Genomic DNA, 23174 nt, shown 5'->3' with positions numbered 1-23174 from the left:
GATGAAAAAAATATTAGTTGCCAATCGTGGGGAAATCGCCATTAGAGTAATGCGAACCGCAAAAAAGATGGGAATAAAAACCGTAGCGGTATTTTCTGAAGCCGATAGAAATGCACTACATGTAAAATATGCAGATGAAGCCGTTTGTATCGGTCCTGCTCCATCCAATCAGTCATATCTCAAAGGTGATAAAATTATTGAAGTTGCCAAAGACTTGGGTGTTGATGCTATACATCCAGGTTATGGATTTTTAAGTGAAAATGCAGATTTTGCTGAATTAGTAGAGAAAAACGACATTACTTTTATTGGGCCTCGTTCTAAAGCCATAAAAATGATGGGAGATAAACTTGCAGCCAAAGATGCTGTTAAAGATTATAATATTCCTATGGTTCCAGGTGTAGACCATGCCATCACAGATCCTGAAGAAGCTGTGGAAATTGCTAAAAATATTGGTTTCCCTATTTTGATAAAAGCTGCTGCAGGTGGTGGTGGAAAAGGTATGCGTGTCGTAGAGAAAGAAAAAGATGTGGTTGAGCAGATGAAACGTGCTATCAGTGAAGCTACTTCTGCTTTTGGTGATGGTTCTGTCTTTGTTGAAAAATATGTCACTTCACCAAGACATATTGAAATTCAAGTGATGGCAGATAGCTACGGAAATATTCTTCATTTCTTTGAACGTGAATGTTCTGTACAACGTCGTCATCAAAAAGTTGTTGAAGAAGCTCCCTCTTCTGTTTTATCACCAGAATTAAGAGAACGTATGGGACAAGCTGCTATTGACGTAGCTAGATCTTGCGACTATCTTGGGGCTGGAACTGTTGAGTTTCTTCTAGATGGAGATCATAATTTCTACTTCTTAGAAATGAACACCAGACTTCAAGTTGAGCATCCTGTAACAGAATGGGTTTCTGGTGTTGACTTGGTAGAGCTTCAAATTAAAGTCGCAAGAGGTGAAGCTATTGATATGAAACAAGAAGATTTAAAAATAAATGGTCACGCGCTAGAACTTCGCGTATATGCAGAAGATCCAATGAACGATTTCTTACCAAGCGTCGGTAATTTGGAAGTTTACCAACTTCCTGTTGGTGAAAATATCAGAGTTGATAATGGTTTTGAAGAAGGTATGGATATTCCTATTTATTACGATCCTATGCTTTCAAAATTGATTACCTATGGAGATACTCGTGAAGAAGCTATAGAGCTTATGATAAAAGCTATAGACAATTATCATATAAAAGGTGTAGAAACTACCTTACCTTTTGGAAGGTTTGTTTGCGAACATGATGCTTTTAGAAGCGGAAATTTTGACACCCATTTTGTGAAAAAGTACTACTCACCTAGTCTACTAGAAGAGCAACATAAAAAAGAAGCTGAAATCGCTGCAAAGATTGCCTTGAAGCAATTTTTAGAAGACCAAAAAATATTAAGGCTACCAACAAACTAAAAACAACTATGGAAACTAAAATAAAATCACTTAATGATAAAATTGCCTTATCCAAACTTGGAGGAGGTCAAGCCAGAATAGATAAGCAACACGAAAAGAAAAAACTAACAGCTAGAGAACGTGTTTTATATTTTCTTGATGAAAACTCGTTCGAAGAAATAGGAGCTTTGGTAACACACAGAACTAAAGACTTCGGAATGGCTGATCAAAAGTTCTACGGAGATGGTGTTGTTACTGGTTATGGTACTGTAGATGGACGATTAGTATATGTTTTTGCTCAAGATTTTACGGTTTTTGGTGGTTCTCTATCTGAAACACACGCTGAGAAAATTTGTAAAATTATGGACATGGCTGTTAATGTTGGCGCACCAATTGTTGGGCTTAACGACTCTGGTGGAGCTCGTATTCAAGAAGGTGTTCGTTCTTTAGGTGGCTATGCTGATATTTTTTATAGAAATGTTCAGGCTTCTGGAGTGATTCCTCAGATTTCGGCTATCATGGGACCTTGTGCTGGTGGTGCTGTATACTCACCTGCAATGACAGATTTTACAGTTATGGTACAAGACACAAGCTATATGTTTGTTACAGGTCCGAATGTTGTTAAAACAGTAACAAATGAAGAAGTAACAAGTGAAGAACTCGGTGGTGCCAGTGTACATTCTACAAAGTCTGGTGTAGCTCACAAAACTTCTACAAATGATGTTGAGTGTCTTGAAGACATTAAAAAACTATTAGGCTACCTACCACAAAGTAATCGAGAAAAACCACAAGATATAGCCTATGATTTTCAAGATGAAATTAGAGACGGTTTAGCAGATATTGTTCCAGAAAACCCAAACAAGCCTTATGATATGCATCAGGTTATAGAAGGGATTATTGATAAAGATTCTTTCTATGAAATCCATAAAGATCATGCAGAAAATATTATTGTAGGTTTTGCGAGACTTGGTGGTAAATCTATTGGTATTGTTGCTAATCAGCCCATGTTTTTAGCTGGTGTTTTGGATGTAAATAGTTCTAAAAAAGCAGCACGCTTTGTTCGTTTTTGTGACGCTTTCAACATCCCTTTACTGGTACTAGAAGATGTCCCTGGTTTCTTACCTGGAACAGATCAAGAATGGAACGGTATTATTGTTCATGGTGCTAAATTACTCTATGCTTTCAGCGAAGCTACAGTTCCTAGAGTAACTGTTATTACCAGAAAAGCTTATGGTGGCGCTTATGATGTAATGAACTCTAAGCACATTGGAGCCGACATGAACTTTGCTTGGCCAAATGCTGAAATTGCAGTTATGGGTGCTAAGGGTGCGGCTGAAATTATATTTAGAAGAGAAATAAGCAAAGCTGAAGATAAAGAGGCTAAATGGAAAGAAAAGGAAGCAGAGTATGCTGAACTTTTTGCTAATCCATATAGTGCTGCTGAACGTGGTTTTGTAGACGAAGTTATTCTACCTAAAAATACACGTAGAAAACTTATAAAGGCATTTAGTATGTTAGAAAATAAGACGGTTAATAAACCTAAGCGAAAGCATGGGAATATTCCGCTTTAATTATCTAACAATCTTCTGTGATAATTAATTTGACCTAAATGATAGGCTAAATGCATTGTAAGATGTACTAAGAAATATTCTGTAGTCATAGGTTCACCAAAAACTCTATGTCTATATTCCTTTTGCAAGTCATCATTTGAAAGTTTACCTAACACTTCCTCAACCATAGCAATAGTATCATCTACTTGAGCTATGAGTTGAGATTTAGGTACATCTTTTAATGAAAATTCCAACTCTCGCTGCCTCACATAGCCTGTGTTTCCTAAACCTTCTCCAATAAAGTGATTCAAGTTACCTACTAAGTGTAAACATAAATTACCTGAAGAATTAGAAATACCTTCTTCAAGAATCCAAAGGTTAGGTTCTGTTTTATAAAGATTTATCTCTTCTTTTAGTTTTTCAAGATCTCGTTTGAATAAGTTTAATAGAACTTCTGTTAACATGCTATTGTTTATTTGAATGTTAATGTTGCGTTATAGTATTGTCGCACCTCAAAAATAGATAATAATTGGCTTACTTTTGCGCCATGGAAAACCAAAAAAAATCACAATTAGAGTTTGTAGTCTTAATGGCTGCTTTAATGTCCATAGTAGCACTTTCTATTGATGCTGTTTTACCAGCCTTACCAATGATTGGAGATCACTTAAGTGTTTCAAATCCATTAGATACTCCTAAACTTATTACAACAATATTTTTGGGTATTGGTGTGGGACAATTATTTTTTGGACCTATTTCTGATAGTTTGGGACGAAAATTTGTAGTCTATGTTGGTTTTGTAATCTTTATTATTGCTTCAATAATATGTGTGACTACAAAAAGTTTTGAGATAATGATTCTTGGCCGTTTTCTACAAGGAGTAGGACTTGCTGCACCAAGAACCATGAGTATTGCTATGGTTAGAGATACTTACGAAGGAGATTATATGGCAAAAATATTATCGATTGTAGTAATGGTTTTTATCCTTGTACCAGTAATTGCCCCAACACTAGGTCAATTTATAATGAACCACTACGATTGGAAAACCATTTTTATTTTCAACCTTATTTTTGGGATCTTAGTTATGATTTGGTTTTGGCTAAGACAACCCGAAACGTTACGAAAAAAATATAAAATTCCTTTTAGATTAGCTATTTTCAAAACAGGAACGCAGGAATTTTTCAGAATAAAATCTGCTGTTATATACACTTTACTTTCAGGATTTATCACAGGTTCTTTCATGGTGTATTTGAGTACATCTCAACAGATTTTTGAAAATCAATATAATTTAGCCGAAGAGTTTCCTCTAATATTTGCAAGCTTAGCAATTTCAATAGGTTTATCTACTTTTATGAATAGTCAACTCGTAGTGAGATTTGGAATGCGGAATATTGCCCATGTTTCATTATTAAGCTTCTTAGTCATTTCCCTGGTATTTATCATTTTATATCATTCAGGAAATAACCCAAGTATTGAAGTTTTGATCACCTTTTTTGCACTTCAATTCTTTACTATAGGCTTTATTTTTGGAAACCTAAGAGCTTTAGCAATGGAACCTATTGGTCATATTGCTGGTATAGGTTCTGCTTTAAATGGTTTTATTTCCACCGTAATGGCTGTTCCTATTGCAAATTATATAGGTGGATTTGTGAAGGATTCTGTAACACCTCTTTTTGTTGGTTTCTTGGTTTGCGGATTGATTTCTTTAGTACTCTTTTACCTAAATAGTAATGCTGTTTCTAAAGTTTTGAAGTTAAGATTAAGATGAGAATCGCTGAGCTAAAATCACTCTAGTTCTATTTACAAATCTTAAAATTACAGGTAAAGGGTCTTTTATAGAAAAAAACAATGGTGTCTGATTTTTCAGAAAAGAAAAATTAAACACCTTTAAAGGTGCTCGTTTTATATGTTTGACTAGTCCTTTTAAGCTAAGATATGTCTTAGTTTTATAATTTATTTGTTCAACATTTTCTCCTAAAGATACTCTAATGTAAAGGTCTGCAAAGTTAACGCCAACTAGCATAGAGGCATCAACCGATCCCCAAAACCTTCCATTTATTTCTATGACTTTAAATGTATTAGTATCACTATCAAACCTAAGATCTATATGAGCTAATCCAGACCATTGAAGTGACTTCATGAGTTTTTTAACAACATCTAAGAGGTCTTCATTGTATAAAAACCCAATACCTATTGGTGGTGCAAATCTTCGGTTCTCATATTCAGATCCTTTTTGAATTGTATTTGCTATTATCTGACCATCTTTACAAAGTACACTACAATCTATATCGTATCCATTAATAAATTCTTGGATGACATATGTTTTTGAAGTAGTGAGTACAAAATCTTTTAACTCAGACGGCTCTTTAAAAATATGAATTCCTTCACCACTAATACCTGAAGCTGGTTTTACAATGCATGGAAAAGATAAACTTTTTATATTACCATCTGCGATAGTACTATTTTTTAGAATATATGTTGAAGGACATGGTATATCAAAGGTTTTCATATGCTGAGCTAGCTCAGCTTTATTTATTCCTTTTTTATAAAATTCACTAGATGTTAGAATTGTTGTTTTATTAAAATTGTCCCAAGAATTTTTATGATCTAAAAGAAATAATATCCCATCTTCAGAAATGGGCATAACTAAATCAATATCATTTTTCTCTATAATTCCGTCTAAATGATTAAACCACTTTTCAGAATTTTCAAATTCAGGAACATGAAAAAACTTATGAATATATCTTGAGTGTTTCATTGGGACTTTGTCATTTTTAGACACCACATACACTCGAATATTTGAAGATTTTGATAAACAATAAACCACTTGTGTCAAAAGCGGATGCTCACCATCAGAAATCAATATCGATATATTTTTAGACTTTAACCCCATAAATAGTTTTACTTTCTAATTTTTTTCTTTAAACGTTCGTATAGAATTGGAGAGAGAAACCCTATCAATGACCAAAATAATATCATAAGACAGATATATTTTGCTACACCATCAAAAAGAAAAAGTATTCCCATTTCTGAAAATAATAGCAAAATATAAAACCCTGTTGTACTCATAAGCATGTATGTTATAGCTTTTCTACCGCTATACACTCTTCCATCAATAGTTGCATTTATTTCAGGCTTTATAGTTCTCCTTTTTAAAACAAATCGTTTGTCAAAATCTATCAGCTTAAAGAATGTTATAAATATTTCATTGAAACTAGACGAACTATATTTTACTTCAGATTTATCTTTTGGCCAAGACCTAAAAGCTATTAAAATAATAAGAACATCTTCCATAAAATAACCAAATGTTTCACCAGTAAATGAAAATAAAATGCTGTGAAAAACTAATATCAGAGCAATAGCATAAAAACGAAACTTTGGAATTAATAAAACAATAGCAATAACTAGCTCTACAAACATTGCCGAGTAAGACATGATTTTTGCCAAGACAAAACTTTGAGTTGCGTCAAACCAAGCATTATACAAAGGGTTTTCAAGTGCAACGGACAACCAGTTATGCATAAACTGACCACTCCACCATTCTATCTGCCACATTTTATTTAGTAATGCTCCAAAATAGATAACACTAAGCTGAAAATATAACAACCATGGCGCTTTGTTTTTCTCTGAAAGCCCTGATAAAAATAACATACAACCTATAACAAACAGATGATTTCTAAACAATGGTTTTGAAGCAATTATGGCTAAGAAGATAGTCATAGCAATAAGAATAGCACTCAACCTAACTTTGAAGTTAAAAATCAAGGAAAGACCAGCTATTACAAATAACGATTTTAATGTAATCTCAAAAAATCTAGGATATTCATTAAGATTATTTAACCCTTCTAAGAATGGAATGTATGGGTCTGATATGCTACTATAAAATCCATGAGCAACAAGTAAAAGCACAAAAATCTTACACATTAATAAAATGCTTGGACTCATTGATGTTCCATATACACTAACAGGTCGTCGCAGCATATTTATCACTCTGTTGGTCGCCATATCTGCTCTGAATTACCGTTAGTGTTATATCTGATTTCTACCTTAGCTTGATCGTTCTTACCATATGTATCTTCATATTGTTGAACCATTGAAAAAACATTATCAATACTTCTAGTCTCCCAACCCTCAGGCCTGTAATGATAACGTTGTTTTATCTGGTTTTTTGAAAGTGCTTGACCATCTATAGTCACATTAATAGAATAATGTGTATGCTCATCGTATGGCGCCCAGCAGAAAAAACGCTCAGGAATGAATCTCGCATAAATTATTGACGCCACTTGTAAGAGCAAGAAAACAACTCCAATAACTTTAAAAAACTTAGTAGATTTAATCAAAATAGGTAGCAGTTTGTTTGTGAGTCTAAATTTGACAAAAACGATTCAAAAACAACAATCTCTTAGACCAAAAGACAAAATACTCTACAAAATAACCGTTTGAAATTCAGAACAATAAGATACTAATTAAAAAATCTCTAAAGAGCCTTTCCCTTCTCTTACAACTGTTGGCTGATCTTCAGATAAATCAATTATTGTAGAGGCTTCATTTCCACCGTAACCACCATCGATAACAATATCTACAAGGTTATCCCATTTTTCTAAAATCAACTCAGGATCAGTGGTGTATTCTATAACATCATCATCATCTCTAATAGAAGTTGAAACAATTGGGTTTCCTAAAGCAGATACTAAAGCTAAGGTAATGGCATTGTCTGGCACTCTTATACCAACTGTCTTTCTTTTTTTGAATGGATTTGGTAGGCTTTTAGATCCAGGAAGAATAAAAGTATATGGACCAGGTAAGGCACGCTTAAGTATTTTAAAAGTTGTCGTATCTATCTGTTTTACGTAATCACTAAGGTTACTTAAATCTTCGCAAACAAAAGAGAAGTTGGATTTTTCCAGCTTAACTCCTTTTATTCTTGCTATTTTTTCAAGAGCTTTTAGATTAGTGATATCACAACCCAACCCATAAACGGTATCGGTAGGATAAATGACCAAACCACCTTCTTTAAGGACTTTTATAACCTTTTGTATTTCCCTTGGGTTAGGGTTTTCAGGATATATCTTTATAAACTCTGCCATAAAGTAAAGATAATCTATTTTTTAAATGTTAAAACAATAAATTTCTGTAACATTTTAGCTAAATTACAGTCTATATTATATGCATCAATCAATCAAAATAATCATCCTTTTATTATTATCGGCAAAACTTTTTGCTACGGAATATACACCTCCAATAGTTTTTACTCAGGCCGAGTTTGTTAACAACACCACAACTCGTATCCCTTTTAAGGTTATAGATCAACTCATTATTGTTGAAGTTGAAATCTTAGACAAATCAGGCAACTTTATCATTGATACTGGTTCTGAAACTTTAATATTAAATAATGTTCATTTTAAAGCTCCTAAAAAATATTTAGACAGTGGTAAAGAAACCAATGGAGTTCATGGAAGCTTAGAAAATGTAAAGGAAAAATATCTTGAAGAACTCAGAATTCACAACCTAAACCTTGAACAACTCAATGCAGATGTCATTGACCTTTCTCATTTTGAAAAGGTTAAAAAAATTGAACTTTTGGGTATTATAGGCTACAGTGTTTTAAAAGATTTTGAAGTATTCATAGATATGCACCTTAATCAAATCACCTTAACAAGAACCGATAAAAAAGGGAATCATTTAAGTGATAAGGTATATGCAGAAACCATTCAAGATAGTATTGATTTTAAATTAAAACAGCATACCATCGTCGTTGACGCTTATGTTGGAGACCAAAAAGTAAAGTTTGGTATAGACACTGCGGCTGAATATAATCAGATTAATAAAGACATAGATTCAGAAATTTTGGAGTATTTTTATCCTAGCAGAGAATTAAAACTTACTGGTGCTAGCGGTAAAAAGAAGAAAGTTTTGGCAGGGAAATTGTATAGAGTTAGTTTGAACGATTCAATCTATCTTGGTCCGATGAAAACTGTGCTTACTGACTTAAAACATATGAAAAGTGCATTTAGCACTAAACTCGACGGCATTTTAGGTTTTGAATTTTTCGCTCAAAAAAGAACGATAATCAATTACAAAAAAAGGAAACTTTATTTTATAAAGAGTCCTATTATAAAACCTTGAAAACCCAACAAAAATATAGTTTATTCCTATTTATCTTCATCATTTCATTAAGCTCCTTTTCACAAAGCAAAACCAAGAAAGGATATGATATCAAAGGTGAAGAAGTTACTTTTATTTTCAATCTAAAAGATTATCCAAACATAGAAAACAATGGTGATTCGGTCGATGATGTTTTCGTTTCTGGTGAATTCAACAATTGGGCAAAAGATCAATGGAGAATGACCAAACTTAATGACACCCTTTACACGCTGAAAAAAGATTTATCTGATTTTACCACCGATTTTGATTGGGAGTTTAAATTCATCGTTAACAGCGAACATTGGGCAGAACCTACTAGCGATTTCAAAAATGCTACCGACGCTATGTCTGACCAAGGTTGGTATTATGGCGTATACAACCTAAAACTCTACAGTGCTTTTGCTACAGATTATGGTAATATTACCTTTAGACTTAAAGGTTATGAAAATGCAAAAAAAGTAATTCTAAGTGGCACTTTTAACCGTTGGGATGAAACAGGTTTTAAAATGAAACGTACCGAAGACGGCTGGAAGGTAACATTACAATTACGACCAGATATTTACCAATATAAATTTATCATTGATGGCAATTTTTGGTTAACCGACCCACAAAATCCTTCAAAAACAGAAAATGAGTTTGGTGGTTATAATTCGGTTATTGACGTTCAAAAAAATGTAAAATTCCGGCTTTGTGATTATCAAGATGCAGAAATCGTAATCCTAAGTGGTGATTTCAATAATTGGTCAGAACACGAATTTGAAATGCAAAAAGTAGATGGCTGTTGGATTTATAACCAAAGATTATCTGGTGGAAAACACCATTACAAGTTTATTGTTGATGGCGAATGGATTACCGACCCTATTAACACCGTTAAGGAATATGATGACGAAGGCAATATAAATTCGGTTTGTATGGTGAAGTAGTTAGCTTATAACTTCAAGCTTTGCGAAACGTAATAGTAACTTCTTAGTATCTCCATTCTGAAATTTGATTTCTGCTTTCACATCTCCTCCTGCACCTTCAATTTTTATAACCTCTCCTCTACCAAAACGTTGATGGTTTACAATATTTCCAACTGTAAGTTTACTATCAAATAAATTTGAAGTACCACCATTGCTCTCAGTTACTTTCTTGAGTTTTTTTGGAGTGCTGATTTTAAAGTTTTCAGCTTTCTTTTGAGTATCCTTTTTCTGAAACTTAGGTGATTTTGGTTTAGCAAAACGTACTTTATTAGGTTCTACATCACCAAAAATTGAAGCATCCAACATCGGATTGAAACGTTGCTCTTTTAAAGGAGTTTCAATATCTACATACTCATCATCAATTTCTTCTATAAATCGGCTAGGCTCTGCATCAATAAGTTTTCCCCAACGGTAACGCGAAACGGTATAGGTTAAATACGCTTGCTTTTCTGCTCTGGTTAAAGCCACATAGAACAGGCGACGCTCTTCTTCTAGTTCGCTTCGTGTGTTCATACTCATGGCACTCGGAAATAAATCTTCTTCCATACCAACAATAAACACATTATTAAACTCCAATCCTTTTGCTAAGTGAATGGTCATTAACGCCACATGATCTGGATCACCTTTATCACCATCTAAATCAGTAGCTAAAGCCACATCTTCTAAAAACTCTGCTAAAGATCCTGTAGTATCAGCAACTTCAATTTGTCCTTCAACAAAATCTTTGATACCGTTAAGTAATTCTTGAACGTTATCCATCTTGGTCACACCTTCTGGCGTACCGTCTTTGCCCAACTCTCTAATTAAACCACTAGTTTTAGCAACATGTTCTGCTAAATCAAACGCATTAGAGGTTTTATTCATTACTTGGTAGCTTTCAATAAGCGTTACAAAGTCTCTTAGTTTATTTTTTGTACCTCCATTGACATTAACATCTAAACTGTCAATATTTTGAATAACCTCAAAAATACTTTTACCATAACCATTGGCTGCCACCACTAATCTGTCTACAGTAGTTTGGCCAATGCCTCTAGCAGGATAATTTATAATTCGTTTTAAGGCTTCTTCGTCAGCAGGATTTAATATCAGTCGTAAATAAGCTGTAACGTCCTTTATTTCCTTTCGCTGATAGAAAGATAAACCACCATAAATTCTGTAAGGAATGTCTCGTTTTCTTAAAGCATCTTCAATAGCACGAGACTGCGCATTAGTACGATACAAAACAGCAAAATCACTGTTATGCAATTGCTCGTTCATTTTGGTTTCCCAAATAGTACTTGCTACATAACGTCCTTCGTCAGCATCAGTCATAGAACGATGCACTTTTACTTTTTCGCCTTCTTCATTTGCCGTCCAAACAATTTTATCGAGTTTGGTTTTATTGTGTTCAATAACCGAATTTGCAGCTCCTACAATCATTTTTGTAGAACGGTAATTCTGCTCTAAACGGTACATCTTTACACCATCATAATCCTTCTGGAAGTTTAGAATATTATTGATATTCGCACCACGGAACGCATAAATACTCTGCGCATCGTCACCCACTACACATATATTCTGAAAACGATCTGCCAAAGCTCTTACAATAAGATATTGCGAATGGTTAGTATCTTGATACTCATCAACCAAAATATATCTAAAACGATCTTGATATTGAGCCAAAACAGCTGGAAAACGCGTTAGCAACTCATTAGTTCTAAGCAATAAGTCATCAAAATCCATCGCTCCAGCCTTAAAGCATCTATCCACATACTCTTTGTAAATCTCACCCATTTTAGGACGTCTAGCCATAGCATCAGCCTCCATTAATTCAGGATTTCTGAAATAAGCCTTTACCGTAATAAGACTGTTTTTATAAGAAGAAATTCTGCTATAAACCTGCTTGGTCTTATAAACATCCTTATCTAGTCCCATTTCCTTAATTATGGAACCCAAAAGCTTCTGAGAATCTTGAGTGTCATAAATAGTGAAATTACTTGGGAAACCTAAATGATGCCCTTCAAAACGTAGAATTTTTGCAAAAACCGAATGAAAAGTTCCCATCCATAAGTTTCTAGCTTCACCGTCACCTACAATATCTGCAATTCTGCCTTTCATTTCTTTGGCAGCCTTATTGGTAAAGGTTAGTGCTAAAATATTAAAAGCATCTACACCTTGACTCATCAAATAAGCAATACGAAAGGTTAACACTCGTGTTTTACCAGAACCAGCACCTGCAATGATTATCATTGGGCCATCTTTCTGAATTGTTGGTGCTAATTGTGCGTCGTTTAGTTGACTGAGATATTTTTCCAAGGCTACATTTTTTCAAAGGGTAAAATTACACATAGCCTTAGGTTTTTCCATAGAGATTTACCATTAATTATAAACAATATATTAAGACTCAAGTTTTGACCTTTTTTCAATATCTTAGTACAAAATTCAACTTTATGAAAGCCTTAACCATCCTCTTTTTATTTGTTTCTGCACTCTCATTTTCCCAAAACTCGATTGAAAAAGATATCGAAAACATTGAAGAAAAAATGATTGAGTGGAGGCATTACTTTCATCAAAACCCTGAATTATCTAACCACGAAACAAATACCGCTAAGAAAATAGCCGAACATTTAAAATCACTTGGACTGGAAGTAAAAACCAATGTTGCAAAAACTGGAGTTGTAGGACTATTAAAAGGTGATAACCCAGGAAAAGTAGTAGCAATACGAGCTGATATTGATGCATTACCTGTTACCGAACGTAATGATTTACCCTATAAATCTGAAGTAAAAACAACATTTTTAGGCACAGAAACAGGAGTTATGCATGCTTGTGGACACGATACACACATATCCATTTTAATGGCTACAGCCGAAGTGCTTTCTAAACACAAAGATAAAATTAACGGAACTATTAAATTCATTTTTCAACCTGCAGAAGAAGGTCCGCCTCCCGGCGAAGAAGGTGGTGCTAAACTTATGATAAAAGAAGGAGTTTTAGAAAACCCAAAAGTTGATGCCATCTTTGGATTACACATTAATTCAGAAACACCTGTTGGCACCATTAAATATAAAGCTGGTGGTATAATGGCTTCTGTAGAACGCTTTGTTATTGATGTAAAAGGCAAACAATCTCATGGCTCACAGCCTTGGTCTGGTGTTGACCCAATTCTTATTTCAGCAAAAATTATTGATGGACTGCAAACGATTATTAGTCGTGAATCTAAATTGACCGATGAGGCAGCAGTAATTACAGTTGGTAAAATAACTTCTGGAACACGATTTAATATTATTCCTGAATCTGCTGAAATGATAGGAACTGTTCGTACGCTAGATCCTAAAATGCGTGAATTGATTATAAAACGAATGACCGAAATGACAGAAACCATTGCCAAAGCTTATGGTGGCGAGGCAACAATCACTTTTCAAAATAACACCTCAATAACCTACAACGATCCTGAATTGACTGCTAAGGTTTTACCATCTTTACAAAAAGTTGCTGGCGAAGACAACGTACAAATTACGAAAGCAGTGACAGGCGGAGAGGACTTTTCATACTTCCAAGAAGTGGTTCCTGGAGTTTACTTCTTTTTAGGAGGTATGGAACCAGGAACAACCGAAGCGTTTCCTCATCACACACCAGATTTCAAAATTGATGACAAGGGAATGTTACTAGGTGTAAAAGCGTTTACGCAAATGACATTAGATTATTTAAACAATCATTAATCCTTTTCACCATCTCCTGTCATTGCTGAGAGCAAACCTCCTTTGATATTTAGCCAAATAAAATTAAATACCGATTTCGTTTTGTCACGCTCAATATTGTTGCCTTTTCCGTATCTAAAATGATCTTCTTTATCATTGCTATCTTTGGAAACAAATAAGTTTATTAAACCTGATAGTAACTTTTTCTTTTCTCTACCATTATCTTTTAAAACCGAGATTTTAAAATCATCATACTTAATTCTTAAATCAGTGTTTCCTATATTTTCATTACCATAAACCGAAAAATAGGTTTTATCTAACACGCCTTCTAACCTTACTTTTAAATCTGGCTCTATAAATTGATTCATTTTATCTGCACTAAATTGATTCAGTTCTGCTTTAAAAGTAAAAGCATCTGTAGAATCTTGTACTTTAAAGTTCCAATCAACATCTAGTTGTGGCCCTTCCATAAATACAGCGCCTATATTTATTTGGGTATCGTCATTTCCAAATACATTTCCAACGTTCTTGATGTTTGCATTCAAACTCGAAAAATCTAACTCTCCTGCAGGATCGGAAGCATTCACTTTTTCAAAATATTTTAAAGTCCCATTTTTAATTTCAATTGTATTTAATGCCAAATCAAAGTTTAAATCCCTAAGCATTTTACTATAAAGTGGTTTTTGGGTAAAATCATCTGGCACCAATTTATCTCTGTAAATTTCAGCCAAAGGTGAGTTGATTAACGTTTTTTCGGATTTAAAGAAAAAACTGTTGTCTTTTTCAAATCCGAAACTCATGTTATATAAATCGAGGTTTTGAATCTGGATTTTAAAATGGTCTCGTTCTTCCTTCAAAATTTTAGATAACGAATCTTTAGACATTCTCGTCTCCAACTTTAAATCATTAAAACTTGCATTGTCTTCTGCAATTTTAAAATTGCTTACATACAAATCATCATAAGCATTCAGTACCCATTTTAGATTTTCACCTCCAACACCAAAGTTTTTATACTCCAATTTTGAAGTTTTATTAGGATAAAGGTTAATTTCATGCATATTAAAATTGAAATCTGAAACTGCTAATATGGTAGAATCTTTTTCAACATCAACCATTAAGATATCTGCATTATTAACCGCTATCTTACCAACAGCGATTTCGGTTTCAAGATTTTTTAGAAGTCCTTGGTTATAGCTTTTATTCTTTACTTTAGAATTATGACGATATTTTATCACTGGTTGGTCTAAAATAATAGCATCTAAAGAAATTTTATCATTAACCAAATAATCCCAATAGCCCAAATCCTTAATATAAATATCTTGAAAATCAGCATCAAACAAAATGGTATCTGTAGTTTTTCCTTTAATTAAAATGTATGGTGAAAACAATCTTAAATCTCCAGAAAACACATCAGCTTCAATAGCAGTGTGCTGAAAAAGAATATGTTCTGGCAATTCCTTTAGTTTATTGATGATTTTTCTTTCAATAACAATATTTAAAATAAAAGGTAATACAACCACCAAAAACACTATGGCTATTGCGACTCCAAGGATTTTTTTATTTCTAGACTTCATTTCATAAAGATAAAGTTTCATTGTTTTGGGAACAATAATTTTTGAAATATCTTTACTTCAAATTAAGTATATGGATTCATTTTTAGACTTTATTTCAGATATTCCTTGGTGGGCTTGGATTCTGATTGTGCTGGTAATAATTTTCCTAAGAGATATTACTCAAAGAAAACATACCATAGTTCATAATTTCCCATTAGTAGGTCATATTAGATATTGGCTAGAAAGTATTGGTCCAGAATTACGCCAGTATTTAGTCGCAAATAACAGAGAAGAACTTCCTTTTAATAGAATTGAGCGTGGTTGGGTGTATGCGTCTTCAAAAAACGAAAATAATTATGAAGGCTTCGGAACCGACAGAGACATCTACGCACACCAACACATCTTTGTCAATAATGCGATGTTTCCTTATAAAACAGGTGAAAATCATCCAAATACTTTAGATAAATACTTTTTACCATGCGCAAAGGTCATGGGTGCTTACAATAAGCGAAGAAAACCATACAGACCAGGCTCTGTAATTAATGTCTCTGCTATGAGTTTTGGGTCGTTATCCGCAAGAGCTATTGAATCTCTAAACAAAGGAGTGAAAATCGCTGACGCCTACCATAATACAGGTGAAGGAGGACTTTCTCCTTACCACAGTAATGGTGGAGATGTTGTATTTCACTTCGGGACAGGATATTTTGGTGTTAGAGATGAAAACGGGAATTTTTCCATGGATAAGTTGGTAAAACTTGTTGAGGATAATCCTTTTGTAAGAGCTATTGAAATTAAATTATCTCAAGGTGCTAAACCTGGAAAAGGTGGTGTTTTGCCTGGTGCAAAAATCACGGAAGAGTTAGCTAAAATCAGACATGTTGAAATTGGTAAAGACGTCTTATCTCCACCTAACCATTCAGCTTTTTCAACAGTACAAGAAATGGTTGATTTTATTGAAGAAATTGCAGAAAAAACAGGCTTACCTGTTGGTATAAAAGCTGCTATTGGTAAATTGGGCCAATGGGAAGAGCTTGCTAATATTATGCTAAAGACCAATAAAGGTCCAGACTTTATTACTGTAGATGGTGGTGAAGGTGGAACTGGCGCTGCTCCACCTAGTTTTGCTGATCACGTATCTTTACCTTGGGTCTATGGTTTTGGAGATTTATATAAGTTATTCAAAGAAAAAGACCTAACAGAACGTATTGTTTTTATAGGAAGTGGAAAGCTTGGTTTCCCTGCCAAAGCCGCTATGGCCTTTGCTATGGGTGTAGATTGTATTAACGTGGCACGTGAAGCTATGATGAGTATTGGTTGTATACAAGCGCAGGTTTGCCACACCAATCGTTGTCCTGCTGGTGTAGCTACACAAAACAAATGGCTACAACGCGGTATTGATGTTCCTCTAAAATCTGAACGTTTAGCACAGTATTTTAAAACCTTCAGAAAGGAGTTTATTGAAATCACCCATGCGGCTGGCTACGAACATCCTTGCCAATTTACAATGGATGATATTGAAGTGAATGTAGACGACCATAACTTAGCTAAAGATTTGAGCAGTACTTACATGTACCATAAAACAAAAGTTCCGTTTACATCTATGCAAGATTTAAAGGATTGTCAGTATCTTGGCGGTCACAAAAAATAAAAAACTAAACATTAATAATGGACATCGATCAAATCACAGACGTATTAATTAATCTTTTACCTGCAGTTTTAGTTGCTGCTATTGCGATATTTTTCTTTAAACAATTTGTAGATAACGAACAACGTAGAAGACGTTTTCTTATTCAAAAAGATTTAAAAAAAGAAAGCTTACCTGTTAGACTTCAAGCCTATGAAAGAATGACTTTATTTCTTGAAAGAATATCGCCTACAAAACTAATTACCAGAGTTAACCCAACCTCCTCAAATAAAGAAGATTACGAAGCCTTACTTATTGCAAATATAGAACAAGAATTTAACCATAATTTATCACAACAAATCTATGTTACTGATGAATGTTGGAGTGTTATTACAGCTTCAAAAAATGCTACTATACAGCTTATTAGAAAAGCTAACATGCAAGAAAAAACAGATTCTGCAGATAAGCTTAGAGAAGTTATTTTGACAGATCTTATGGATAAACAAGCACCAAGTAACACAGGCTTATCATACATTAGACAAGAAGTGAGTCAACTTTTATAAAATTTAGGATGACCTTAATTATTTCTGGTGACGTTTTTCAGCGTAGTCAAAACCTTGTTGCCACCATTTTGCCATCAATCTTTTACTAAAGATTAACGAGTTTTCAGTTAAAGTCGTTGGAGTGTAATACAAATTTAGCTTTACATTTTTGTTTCTAGCTGCAAGCTTTCCGATGATGATATCATTTCGCTCCACCTGATCTAATAAGTGACCAAACAAGCTAATCATTAATGAGAATGGGTTTTTACCCAAAACTTTTTGTTTCCCTAAACTTTCCGCCTCAAGAACTATAGCATCAACTTCTGTAGCACCTCTGAGAATAGCCTCTCGAATTGGTATTACGCTTCCTAAGCCACCATCTGCATATTCATAACCATCTACTTTCGCCAATGACATAAAAGGGATGTAATTGCACGAAATCCAAATCCAATTACAGAATTCCTCATAAGAACATTCCTGAATAGACTTATATTCCACTCTATTCATAGACAAATTAGAAACCGTCACCACAACATCATGCTTGGTCTCTTTTATTCTTTGATACTCTTCAAAAGTGAAATTCTTCTTGATGTGTCTTCGCAAGGCTTTACTCTCTCCAAAGGTTCTTTTACGTTTCATAAACTGCCACAAAGAATTCACAAAATCGATAGACACATATTCCCTATCTCCTTTTTTGCGCTGCACAAATGGACTTACACTAAAAATATCCTGTTGCTGTACATTGGTAAAAATATCGTAAAGCTTATCTATTTTATTTAAAGCTAAGTGCGGCACCAACAAACTACCTGTAGATGTTCCAAGGAACATATCATATTCCTTTTTTTCAATTTCCATAAGGTATTGCGCTACTCCTCCGGCAAAAGATCCCTTACTGCCTCCTCCGGAAATTACCAATGCTCGCATTAATTTTTGTTTTGTAGTTGTTCCGATAATTCTTTTGCAAACTTAACTAATCTCCAGTTATGATGCGATTTTGCATTTTCAAGGTTCTTTTTACAGTTATCATCGCAAGATTTTATCATTTTCAAATAGTTGAACGCATTGATGCGCAAATCTGCATCATAGCGCTCACTGGTATAATCAACCAATTCGTTGTACAATGCTGCTTTATTATCTGCTTCGTAGAAAGGCGTATTCAAATTCAAAACAATCCATAATAGTCGTACATTTTTGTCACTGAAACCATGGATATTTCTTGTTTTAAACAAATACTTTGTGCGTTCTTCAGGAAAATTCACCCACAAATTATACAACGCACTTTCAATAGTAAGGTAGGACTTATCATCTAACAAGGATTCAAATTCTTCTTTTAAACCCTTTGGGATAACGGTCATATACTGCGCAATTGCCTGCCGTACCTTAAGGCTATTTTTAAACGCATCTTTAGTTACCCATTGCGGATTTTGCGCAATAATTCTAACTTTAGCTTTATCCGAAATATAAGACGTTAGCTGTTCGGCACATTTTGAAGAATTTGCTTCACAATCCACCATAACGTACTCATTTATTTTCACAGCTTGCTTTTGCAACAGATGAATAGCCGAATCAAATGGAAATTCCTTTTGTTCAACCCAAAGATTAAAGAAGCTTGTTAGCTTAGCTCCATAAACTTTCTCAACTTCTGTTATAAAATCATTGGTTTCAGCACTCGAAAATTGATATTTAACTAAATAATTCTTTACTGCTTGCGTAAACACATTATCACCAACTTTAGATCTTAAGGCATGAAGCACCCAAGCACCACGCTGATAAAACGTAAGACTACTCGACTTCGGATTTAACAACGAAGTGCCTTCACCAGCAACATCTTGCCTTCCGAGTTCTTGTGCAGTATCAAAAAGTGCAAAGTAGAAATATTCATTACCAAAAATTTCCTTTTCAGCCAACAAAGCGTAATAGGTCGCAAACCCCTCCTGCAACCAATGATGCTCACCAGATTTCGCCGTTACCAAATCTCCAAACCATTGATGCGCCAATTCATGAGCATTCACATTAACGTAGTTTCTATCGTTAAACCCAATAGAATCTACTACATAAGCGTCAGAAAAAATAGTACAGCTGGTGTTTTCCATTCCAGCATATAAAAAGTCGTGCACAGGCACTTGCTTATAATTTTGCCAAGGAAATGGCACAGCTATTTCTTCCTCAAGATAATCGAACATTTGTTTGCTATAACGGTATGTCGGTTCCACTTTTAAGGAGTCTTCTAGGTAGTAATAATATTCTAGAGGAATACCGCTTTTTGAGGTTTCTGTCTTTTTGCTATAGTTGCCAACAGCCAAAGCCACTAGATAGCTAGACATTGGTTTTTGCATATCATAATGCCAAATAAACGACGAGCCATTAACTTGCTTATCTACAAGTAGACCATTAGATACTACTTCATACTTTTTATCACAGGTTATAAGTAAATCAAATTCAATTTTGTCGTTAACATCATCTATACTTGGCAACCAATTACTTGTGTATTTTCCCTGACCTTGCGTCCAAACCTGTTTATGCTCACCACGATTAACAAAGTACATTGCCTTTTTTGGTTTTGCTGAATACAAAATCAATACATCGTTGTCTTTTGAAGTTGAAAACTGATTTTTTATAACCACCTTATCCTTAAGTTGATTAAAAGCAATCGGTTCATTATTTAAAAACACATCAGCAATATCAAGGTTTTCTGCATCAACAAATATTGAATCTACAGGCTTTTTAATATCAAATTTATAAGCTACCATTCCAGATATTGAATTCGAATCTGGAACAACCTCCAGCTTCACCATACCATGAGTAAAATCCACATAATCCGTTTGCTGAGCAAAGCTTAAACTCGATAAAAAAATAAAAAATATAATAAAGAATTGTTTCATGCTTTAGATTTGAACAAGAATAAGACCAAAATACAATTTTCTGTCATTTCCAAAGCGGAACGATTGAGAAATCTCTTCTTTTCATTAGATTCTTCACTACGTTCTGAATGACAAAAAGAAACTTTATCGTTAACAAGAATTTGGTAAATTCGCAATCATGAGTGTGAACTTACAAACTCCTATAGACTACCTCAAAAGCGTTGGACCAAACCGAGCGGATTTATTGCGTTCGGAATTGGGCATTCACACCTACCAAGATCTTATCAACTTGTTCCCAAATCGTTATATCGATCGCACCAAATATTACAAAATCAACGAACTACAACGCAACAATGCCGAAGTACAAGTTATTGGTGTAATTACAAGCTTTAGGGAAGTTGCCCAAAAACGTGGCAAACGCTTAGTTGCCGAGTTTAGAGACGACACAGGCATGATGGAATTGGTGTGGTTTAGAGGTCATAAATGGATACGCGAAAGCATTAAAACAGGGAAACCTTACGTGGTTTTTGGTCGCACCAATTGGTATAACGGCACCTTTAGCATGCCGCATCCTGAAATGGAACTGCAATCTGAGCACGAAAAAAACCTACGCTCAGCCATGCAAGCCATTTATCCCTCCACCGAAAAATTATCAAACAAGGGTATTACCAATAAAGTGGTGAGCAAAATAATGCAACAATTGTTCTTGGAAACCAAAGGACGATTTGTAGAAACCTTATCGGAAACAGTTAAAGGAGAATTGAAATTATTATCCAAATCTGACGCCCTTTTTAACATCCATTTTCCGAAGTCTCCAGAGCTACTTTCTAGGTCTCAATTTCGATTAAAATTTGAAGAATTATTCTACATTCAATTGCAATTAATTCTGAAAAATTTAATCCATAAATCCAAAATCAAAGGCTTTACTTTTGATAAAGTTGGAGACTATTTTAATAGTTTTTTTAACACGCATTTACCCTTCGATTTAACCAATGCACAGAAACGTGTTCTTAAAGAAATAAGAGCCGATTTAGGCAGTAATGCACAAATGAATCGTCTTTTACAAGGAGATGTGGGTTCTGGAAAGACCATTGTTGCGTTTATGTCAATGCTAATGGGACTTGACAACGGTTTTCAATGCTGCTTAATGGCACCAACTGAAATTTTGTCAGTTCAGCATTATAACGGATTACTTGAATGGTGTAATAAATTGAATATCAGCATTTCATTATTAACTGGTTCAACTAAAACTTCAGAAAGAAAAATAATTCACCAAAATCTTGAAAATGGCGATTTACAGATTTTAGTTGGTACTCATGCCCTACTTGAAGACAAGGTAAAATTCAAAAATTTAGGGCTTGCGATTATAGATGAACAGCATCGGTTTGGAGTCCAGCAACGATCAAAATTGTGGAAAAAAGGCCCCCTTCAATTCCCCCAAAAGGGGAACGTAAAATCGGTTCTAAAAAAATATCAAACCGCTCGTCCTTCAACCTACAAATTGATGAAGAAATTACAACAAGAAAATAAAAAAAATGGCACTGAAGCCGAGCGTATTTTATGGGAATGTTTAAGAGCAAAAAAATTAGATTTTAAATTTAGAAGACAACATATCATCGATGAATTTATTGTTGATTTTGTTAACCTAGAAAAAAATCTAGTTATAGAAGTTGACGGAGGTTATCACAACACTCAAGAACAACAAGAAGTAGACGAAATTAGAACATTAATTTTAAATGAACTCGGTTTTAAAGTCATCAGATTTTCCAATGAACAAATTATTGGAGATATCGATTCTGTTCTAAATACTATAGAGCAACGCTTAAAAAGCCTCCCTTCTGGGGAGGTTGGTGGGGCTTCGCATATCCCTCCACATATTCTGGTCATGACTGCAACTCCAATTCCACGAACTTTAGCCATGTCCGTTTATGGTGATTTGGATATCTCAATTATTGACGAATTACCAGCCGGAAGAAAGCCTATAAAAACAGTCCATCGTTATGACAATAATCGTCTGAAAGTTTTCAAGTTTTTAAAAGATGAAATTGCTAAAGGCAGACAGATCTATATCGTTTATCCTTTAATTCAAGAAAGCGAAAAAATGGATTACAAGGATTTAATGGATGGCTACGAAAGTATCTCTAGAGAGTTTCCGATGCCCAACTATCAAATCTCTATTGTTCATGGGCAAATGAAAGCTGCCGACAAGGATTACGAAATGCAACGTTTTGCCAAAGGCGAAACCAATATTATGGTGGCCACAACGGTTATTGAAGTTGGCGTTAATGTGCCAAACGCTTCGGTAATGGTGATTGAAAGTGCCGAACGCTTTGGTTTATCGCAATTACACCAGTTGCGTGGACGTGTGGGTCGTGGTGCCGAACAAAGCTACTGTATTCTTATGACTGGACACAAACTTAGCAACGATAGCAAAACACGTTTAGAAACCATGGTTCGCAGTAGTGATGGTTTTGAAATTGCCGAAGTTGATCTAAAACTTCGTGGTCCTGGTGATATTATGGGTACACAGCAAAGTGGTGTTCTTAATCTTAGAATTGCTGATATTGTAAAGGATAAAGACATTCTAGATCGTGCGCGCTATTACGCCAAACAGGTTTTAAAACTCGACCCAAGCCTTACCTTGCCAGAACACAAAATGATTCTCTACACCTATCGCCAAATGAGCAAATACCGCAACATTTGGAACTATATTAGTTAAGAAAAATTTAGCATTCTCAATTGTCTTTTGCTAGTCTATTCACTTGATTTTCATTCAAAAAAGAAGTAACTTTAAGGAAGGTCGTAAAAACGTTACAACACCCTTCATTTTAAAAAATA

18 protein-coding genes are annotated in these 23174 nt (G+C 34.4%); 9 read left to right on the top strand and 9 right to left on the bottom strand.

Annotated features, from left to right (window positions below; translation table 11 throughout):
• Position 1: 1 nt before the first annotated feature.
• Positions 2–1444 (top strand): acetyl-CoA carboxylase biotin carboxylase subunit, encoded by a 1443-nt coding sequence (gene accC / locus QGM60_RS16590; protein ID WP_281141374.1) that lies wholly within the window; start codon positions 2–4, stop codon positions 1442–1444.
• Between the two features lie 8 nt (positions 1445–1452).
• Entirely contained in the window at positions 1453–2994 is a 1542-nt protein-coding gene (locus QGM60_RS16585; protein ID WP_281141373.1) for an acyl-CoA carboxylase subunit beta, read from the top strand.
• Here QGM60_RS16585 and QGM60_RS16580 read toward each other — a convergent pair.
• Positions 2991–3437, bottom strand: a complete 447-nt coding sequence (locus tag QGM60_RS16580; protein ID WP_281141372.1) for a DinB family protein — start codon at positions 3435–3437, stop codon at positions 2991–2993. The two genes, QGM60_RS16585 and QGM60_RS16580, sit on opposite strands and share 4 nt — an antisense overlap.
• A gap of 83 nt (positions 3438–3520) precedes the next feature.
• On the opposite strand from QGM60_RS16580, the gene QGM60_RS16575 reads away from it, so the two are divergent.
• The gene (locus QGM60_RS16575; RefSeq protein ID WP_281141371.1) at positions 3521–4738 is read left to right on the top strand and encodes a multidrug effflux MFS transporter; all 1218 of its coding nucleotides are present in this window, start codon (positions 3521–3523) and stop codon (positions 4736–4738) included.
• Here the strand turns inward: QGM60_RS16575 and QGM60_RS16570 are convergent.
• The 4 genes from QGM60_RS16570 to QGM60_RS16555 form a co-directional block, all read right to left on the bottom strand.
• Positions 4730–5863 (bottom strand): ATP-grasp domain-containing protein, encoded by a 1134-nt coding sequence (locus QGM60_RS16570; RefSeq protein ID WP_281141370.1) that lies wholly within the window; start codon positions 5861–5863, stop codon positions 4730–4732. The two genes, QGM60_RS16575 and QGM60_RS16570, sit on opposite strands and share 9 nt — an antisense overlap.
• An 8-nt stretch (positions 5864–5871) precedes the next feature.
• Positions 5872–6894, bottom strand: coding sequence for a hypothetical protein (locus QGM60_RS16565; protein ID WP_281141369.1), 1023 nt, complete (start codon positions 6892–6894; stop codon positions 5872–5874).
• A 62-nt stretch (positions 6895–6956) separates the two neighbouring features.
• Entirely contained in the window at positions 6957–7310 is a 354-nt protein-coding gene (locus QGM60_RS16560; protein WP_281141368.1) for a hypothetical protein, read from the bottom strand.
• 126 nt (positions 7311–7436) lie between these two features.
• Positions 7437–8057 carry an L-threonylcarbamoyladenylate synthase gene (locus tag QGM60_RS16555; protein WP_281141367.1) on the bottom strand — a complete coding sequence of 207 codons (621 nt, stop codon included), beginning with the start codon at positions 8055–8057 and terminating at the stop codon, positions 7437–7439.
• A gap of 79 nt (positions 8058–8136) precedes the next feature.
• On the opposite strand from QGM60_RS16555, the gene QGM60_RS16550 reads away from it, so the two are divergent.
• The gene (locus QGM60_RS16550; protein ID WP_281141366.1) at positions 8137–9096 is read left to right on the top strand and encodes an aspartyl protease family protein; all 960 of its coding nucleotides are present in this window, start codon (positions 8137–8139) and stop codon (positions 9094–9096) included.
• Positions 9093–10037, top strand: coding sequence for a hypothetical protein (locus QGM60_RS16545; protein WP_281141365.1), 945 nt, complete (start codon positions 9093–9095; stop codon positions 10035–10037). The genes QGM60_RS16550 and QGM60_RS16545 overlap by 4 nt, the downstream gene beginning before the upstream one ends.
• On the opposite strand, the gene QGM60_RS16540 is transcribed toward QGM60_RS16545, so the two are convergent.
• A complete protein-coding gene (locus QGM60_RS16540) occupies positions 10038–12371 on the bottom strand; it encodes a UvrD-helicase domain-containing protein (RefSeq protein ID WP_281141364.1) in 2334 nt (777 codons plus the stop codon).
• A 134-nt stretch (positions 12372–12505) separates the two neighbouring features.
• On the opposite strand from QGM60_RS16540, the gene QGM60_RS16535 reads away from it, so the two are divergent.
• On the top strand, positions 12506–13777 hold the full coding sequence (locus QGM60_RS16535) for an amidohydrolase (protein WP_281141363.1): 1272 nt from the start codon (positions 12506–12508) through the stop codon (positions 13775–13777).
• Here the strand turns inward: QGM60_RS16535 and QGM60_RS16530 are convergent.
• Complete coding sequence (locus QGM60_RS16530; RefSeq protein ID WP_281141362.1) at positions 13774–15351, bottom strand: hypothetical protein; 1578 nt, start codon at positions 15349–15351, stop codon at positions 13774–13776. The two genes, QGM60_RS16535 and QGM60_RS16530, sit on opposite strands and share 4 nt — an antisense overlap.
• 49 nt (positions 15352–15400) lie before the next feature.
• Here QGM60_RS16530 and QGM60_RS16525 point away from each other — a divergent pair, with 49 nt between their 5' ends.
• Both QGM60_RS16525 and QGM60_RS16520 read left to right on the top strand, forming a co-directional pair.
• Positions 15401–16957 (top strand): FMN-binding glutamate synthase family protein, encoded by a 1557-nt coding sequence (locus QGM60_RS16525; RefSeq protein ID WP_281141361.1) that lies wholly within the window; start codon positions 15401–15403, stop codon positions 16955–16957.
• Between the two features lie 17 nt (positions 16958–16974).
• Positions 16975–17496 (top strand): hypothetical protein, encoded by a 522-nt coding sequence (locus QGM60_RS16520; protein WP_281141360.1) that lies wholly within the window; start codon positions 16975–16977, stop codon positions 17494–17496.
• Between the two features lie 18 nt (positions 17497–17514).
• Here QGM60_RS16520 and QGM60_RS16515 read toward each other — a convergent pair whose 3' ends face one another.
• The gene (locus tag QGM60_RS16515) at positions 17515–18399 is read right to left on the bottom strand and encodes a patatin-like phospholipase family protein (protein WP_281141359.1); all 885 of its coding nucleotides are present in this window, start codon (positions 18397–18399) and stop codon (positions 17515–17517) included.
• Complete coding sequence (locus tag QGM60_RS16510; RefSeq protein ID WP_281141358.1) at positions 18399–20357, bottom strand: M1 family metallopeptidase; 1959 nt, start codon at positions 20355–20357, stop codon at positions 18399–18401. Before QGM60_RS16510 ends, QGM60_RS16515 begins: the two co-directional genes overlap by 1 nt.
• 157 nt (positions 20358–20514) lie before the next feature.
• Here QGM60_RS16510 and QGM60_RS16505 point away from each other — a divergent pair, with 157 nt between their 5' ends.
• On the top strand, positions 20515–23055 hold the full coding sequence (locus QGM60_RS16505) for a DUF559 domain-containing protein (protein ID WP_281141357.1): 2541 nt from the start codon (positions 20515–20517) through the stop codon (positions 23053–23055).
• The last annotated feature ends 119 nt before the right edge of the window (positions 23056–23174 follow it).

This window comes from Winogradskyella sp. SYSU M77433 (genome assembly GCF_029911945.1).
GTDB lineage: Bacteria > Bacteroidota > Bacteroidia > Flavobacteriales > Flavobacteriaceae > Winogradskyella.
This window is presented reverse-complemented; position numbering and strand designations above follow the sequence as displayed.

Bases quoted from the DNA above. Each gene is read 5' to 3' on its own strand.
- QGM60_RS16510 (WP_281141358.1), bottom strand. From the start codon at position 20,357: ATGAAACAATTCTTTATTATATTTTTTATTTTTTTATCGAGTTTAAGC.
- QGM60_RS16555 (WP_281141367.1), bottom strand. From the start codon at position 8,057: ATGGCAGAGTTTATAAAGATATATCCTGAAAACCCTAACCCAAGGGAA.
- accC (WP_281141374.1), top strand. From the start codon at position 2: ATGAAAAAAATATTAGTTGCCAATCGTGGGGAAATCGCCATTAGAGTA.
- QGM60_RS16505 (WP_281141357.1), top strand. From the start codon at position 20,515: ATGAGTGTGAACTTACAAACTCCTATAGACTACCTCAAAAGCGTTGGA.
- QGM60_RS16580 (WP_281141372.1), bottom strand. From the start codon at position 3,437: ATGTTAACAGAAGTTCTATTAAACTTATTCAAACGAGATCTTGAAAAA.
- QGM60_RS16525 (WP_281141361.1), top strand. From the start codon at position 15,401: ATGGATTCATTTTTAGACTTTATTTCAGATATTCCTTGGTGGGCTTGG.
- QGM60_RS16585 (WP_281141373.1), top strand. From the start codon at position 1,453: ATGGAAACTAAAATAAAATCACTTAATGATAAAATTGCCTTATCCAAA.
- QGM60_RS16520 (WP_281141360.1), top strand. From the start codon at position 16,975: ATGGACATCGATCAAATCACAGACGTATTAATTAATCTTTTACCTGCA.
- QGM60_RS16550 (WP_281141366.1), top strand. From the start codon at position 8,137: ATGCATCAATCAATCAAAATAATCATCCTTTTATTATTATCGGCAAAA.
- QGM60_RS16570 (WP_281141370.1), bottom strand. From the start codon at position 5,863: ATGGGGTTAAAGTCTAAAAATATATCGATATTGATTTCTGATGGTGAG.
- QGM60_RS16515 (WP_281141359.1), bottom strand. From the start codon at position 18,399: ATGCGAGCATTGGTAATTTCCGGAGGAGGCAGTAAGGGATCTTTTGCC.
- QGM60_RS16530 (WP_281141362.1), bottom strand. From the start codon at position 15,351: ATGAAACTTTATCTTTATGAAATGAAGTCTAGAAATAAAAAAATCCTT.
- QGM60_RS16575 (WP_281141371.1), top strand. From the start codon at position 3,521: ATGGAAAACCAAAAAAAATCACAATTAGAGTTTGTAGTCTTAATGGCT.
- QGM60_RS16565 (WP_281141369.1), bottom strand. From the start codon at position 6,894: ATGTGTAAGATTTTTGTGCTTTTACTTGTTGCTCATGGATTTTATAGT.
- QGM60_RS16535 (WP_281141363.1), top strand. From the start codon at position 12,506: ATGAAAGCCTTAACCATCCTCTTTTTATTTGTTTCTGCACTCTCATTT.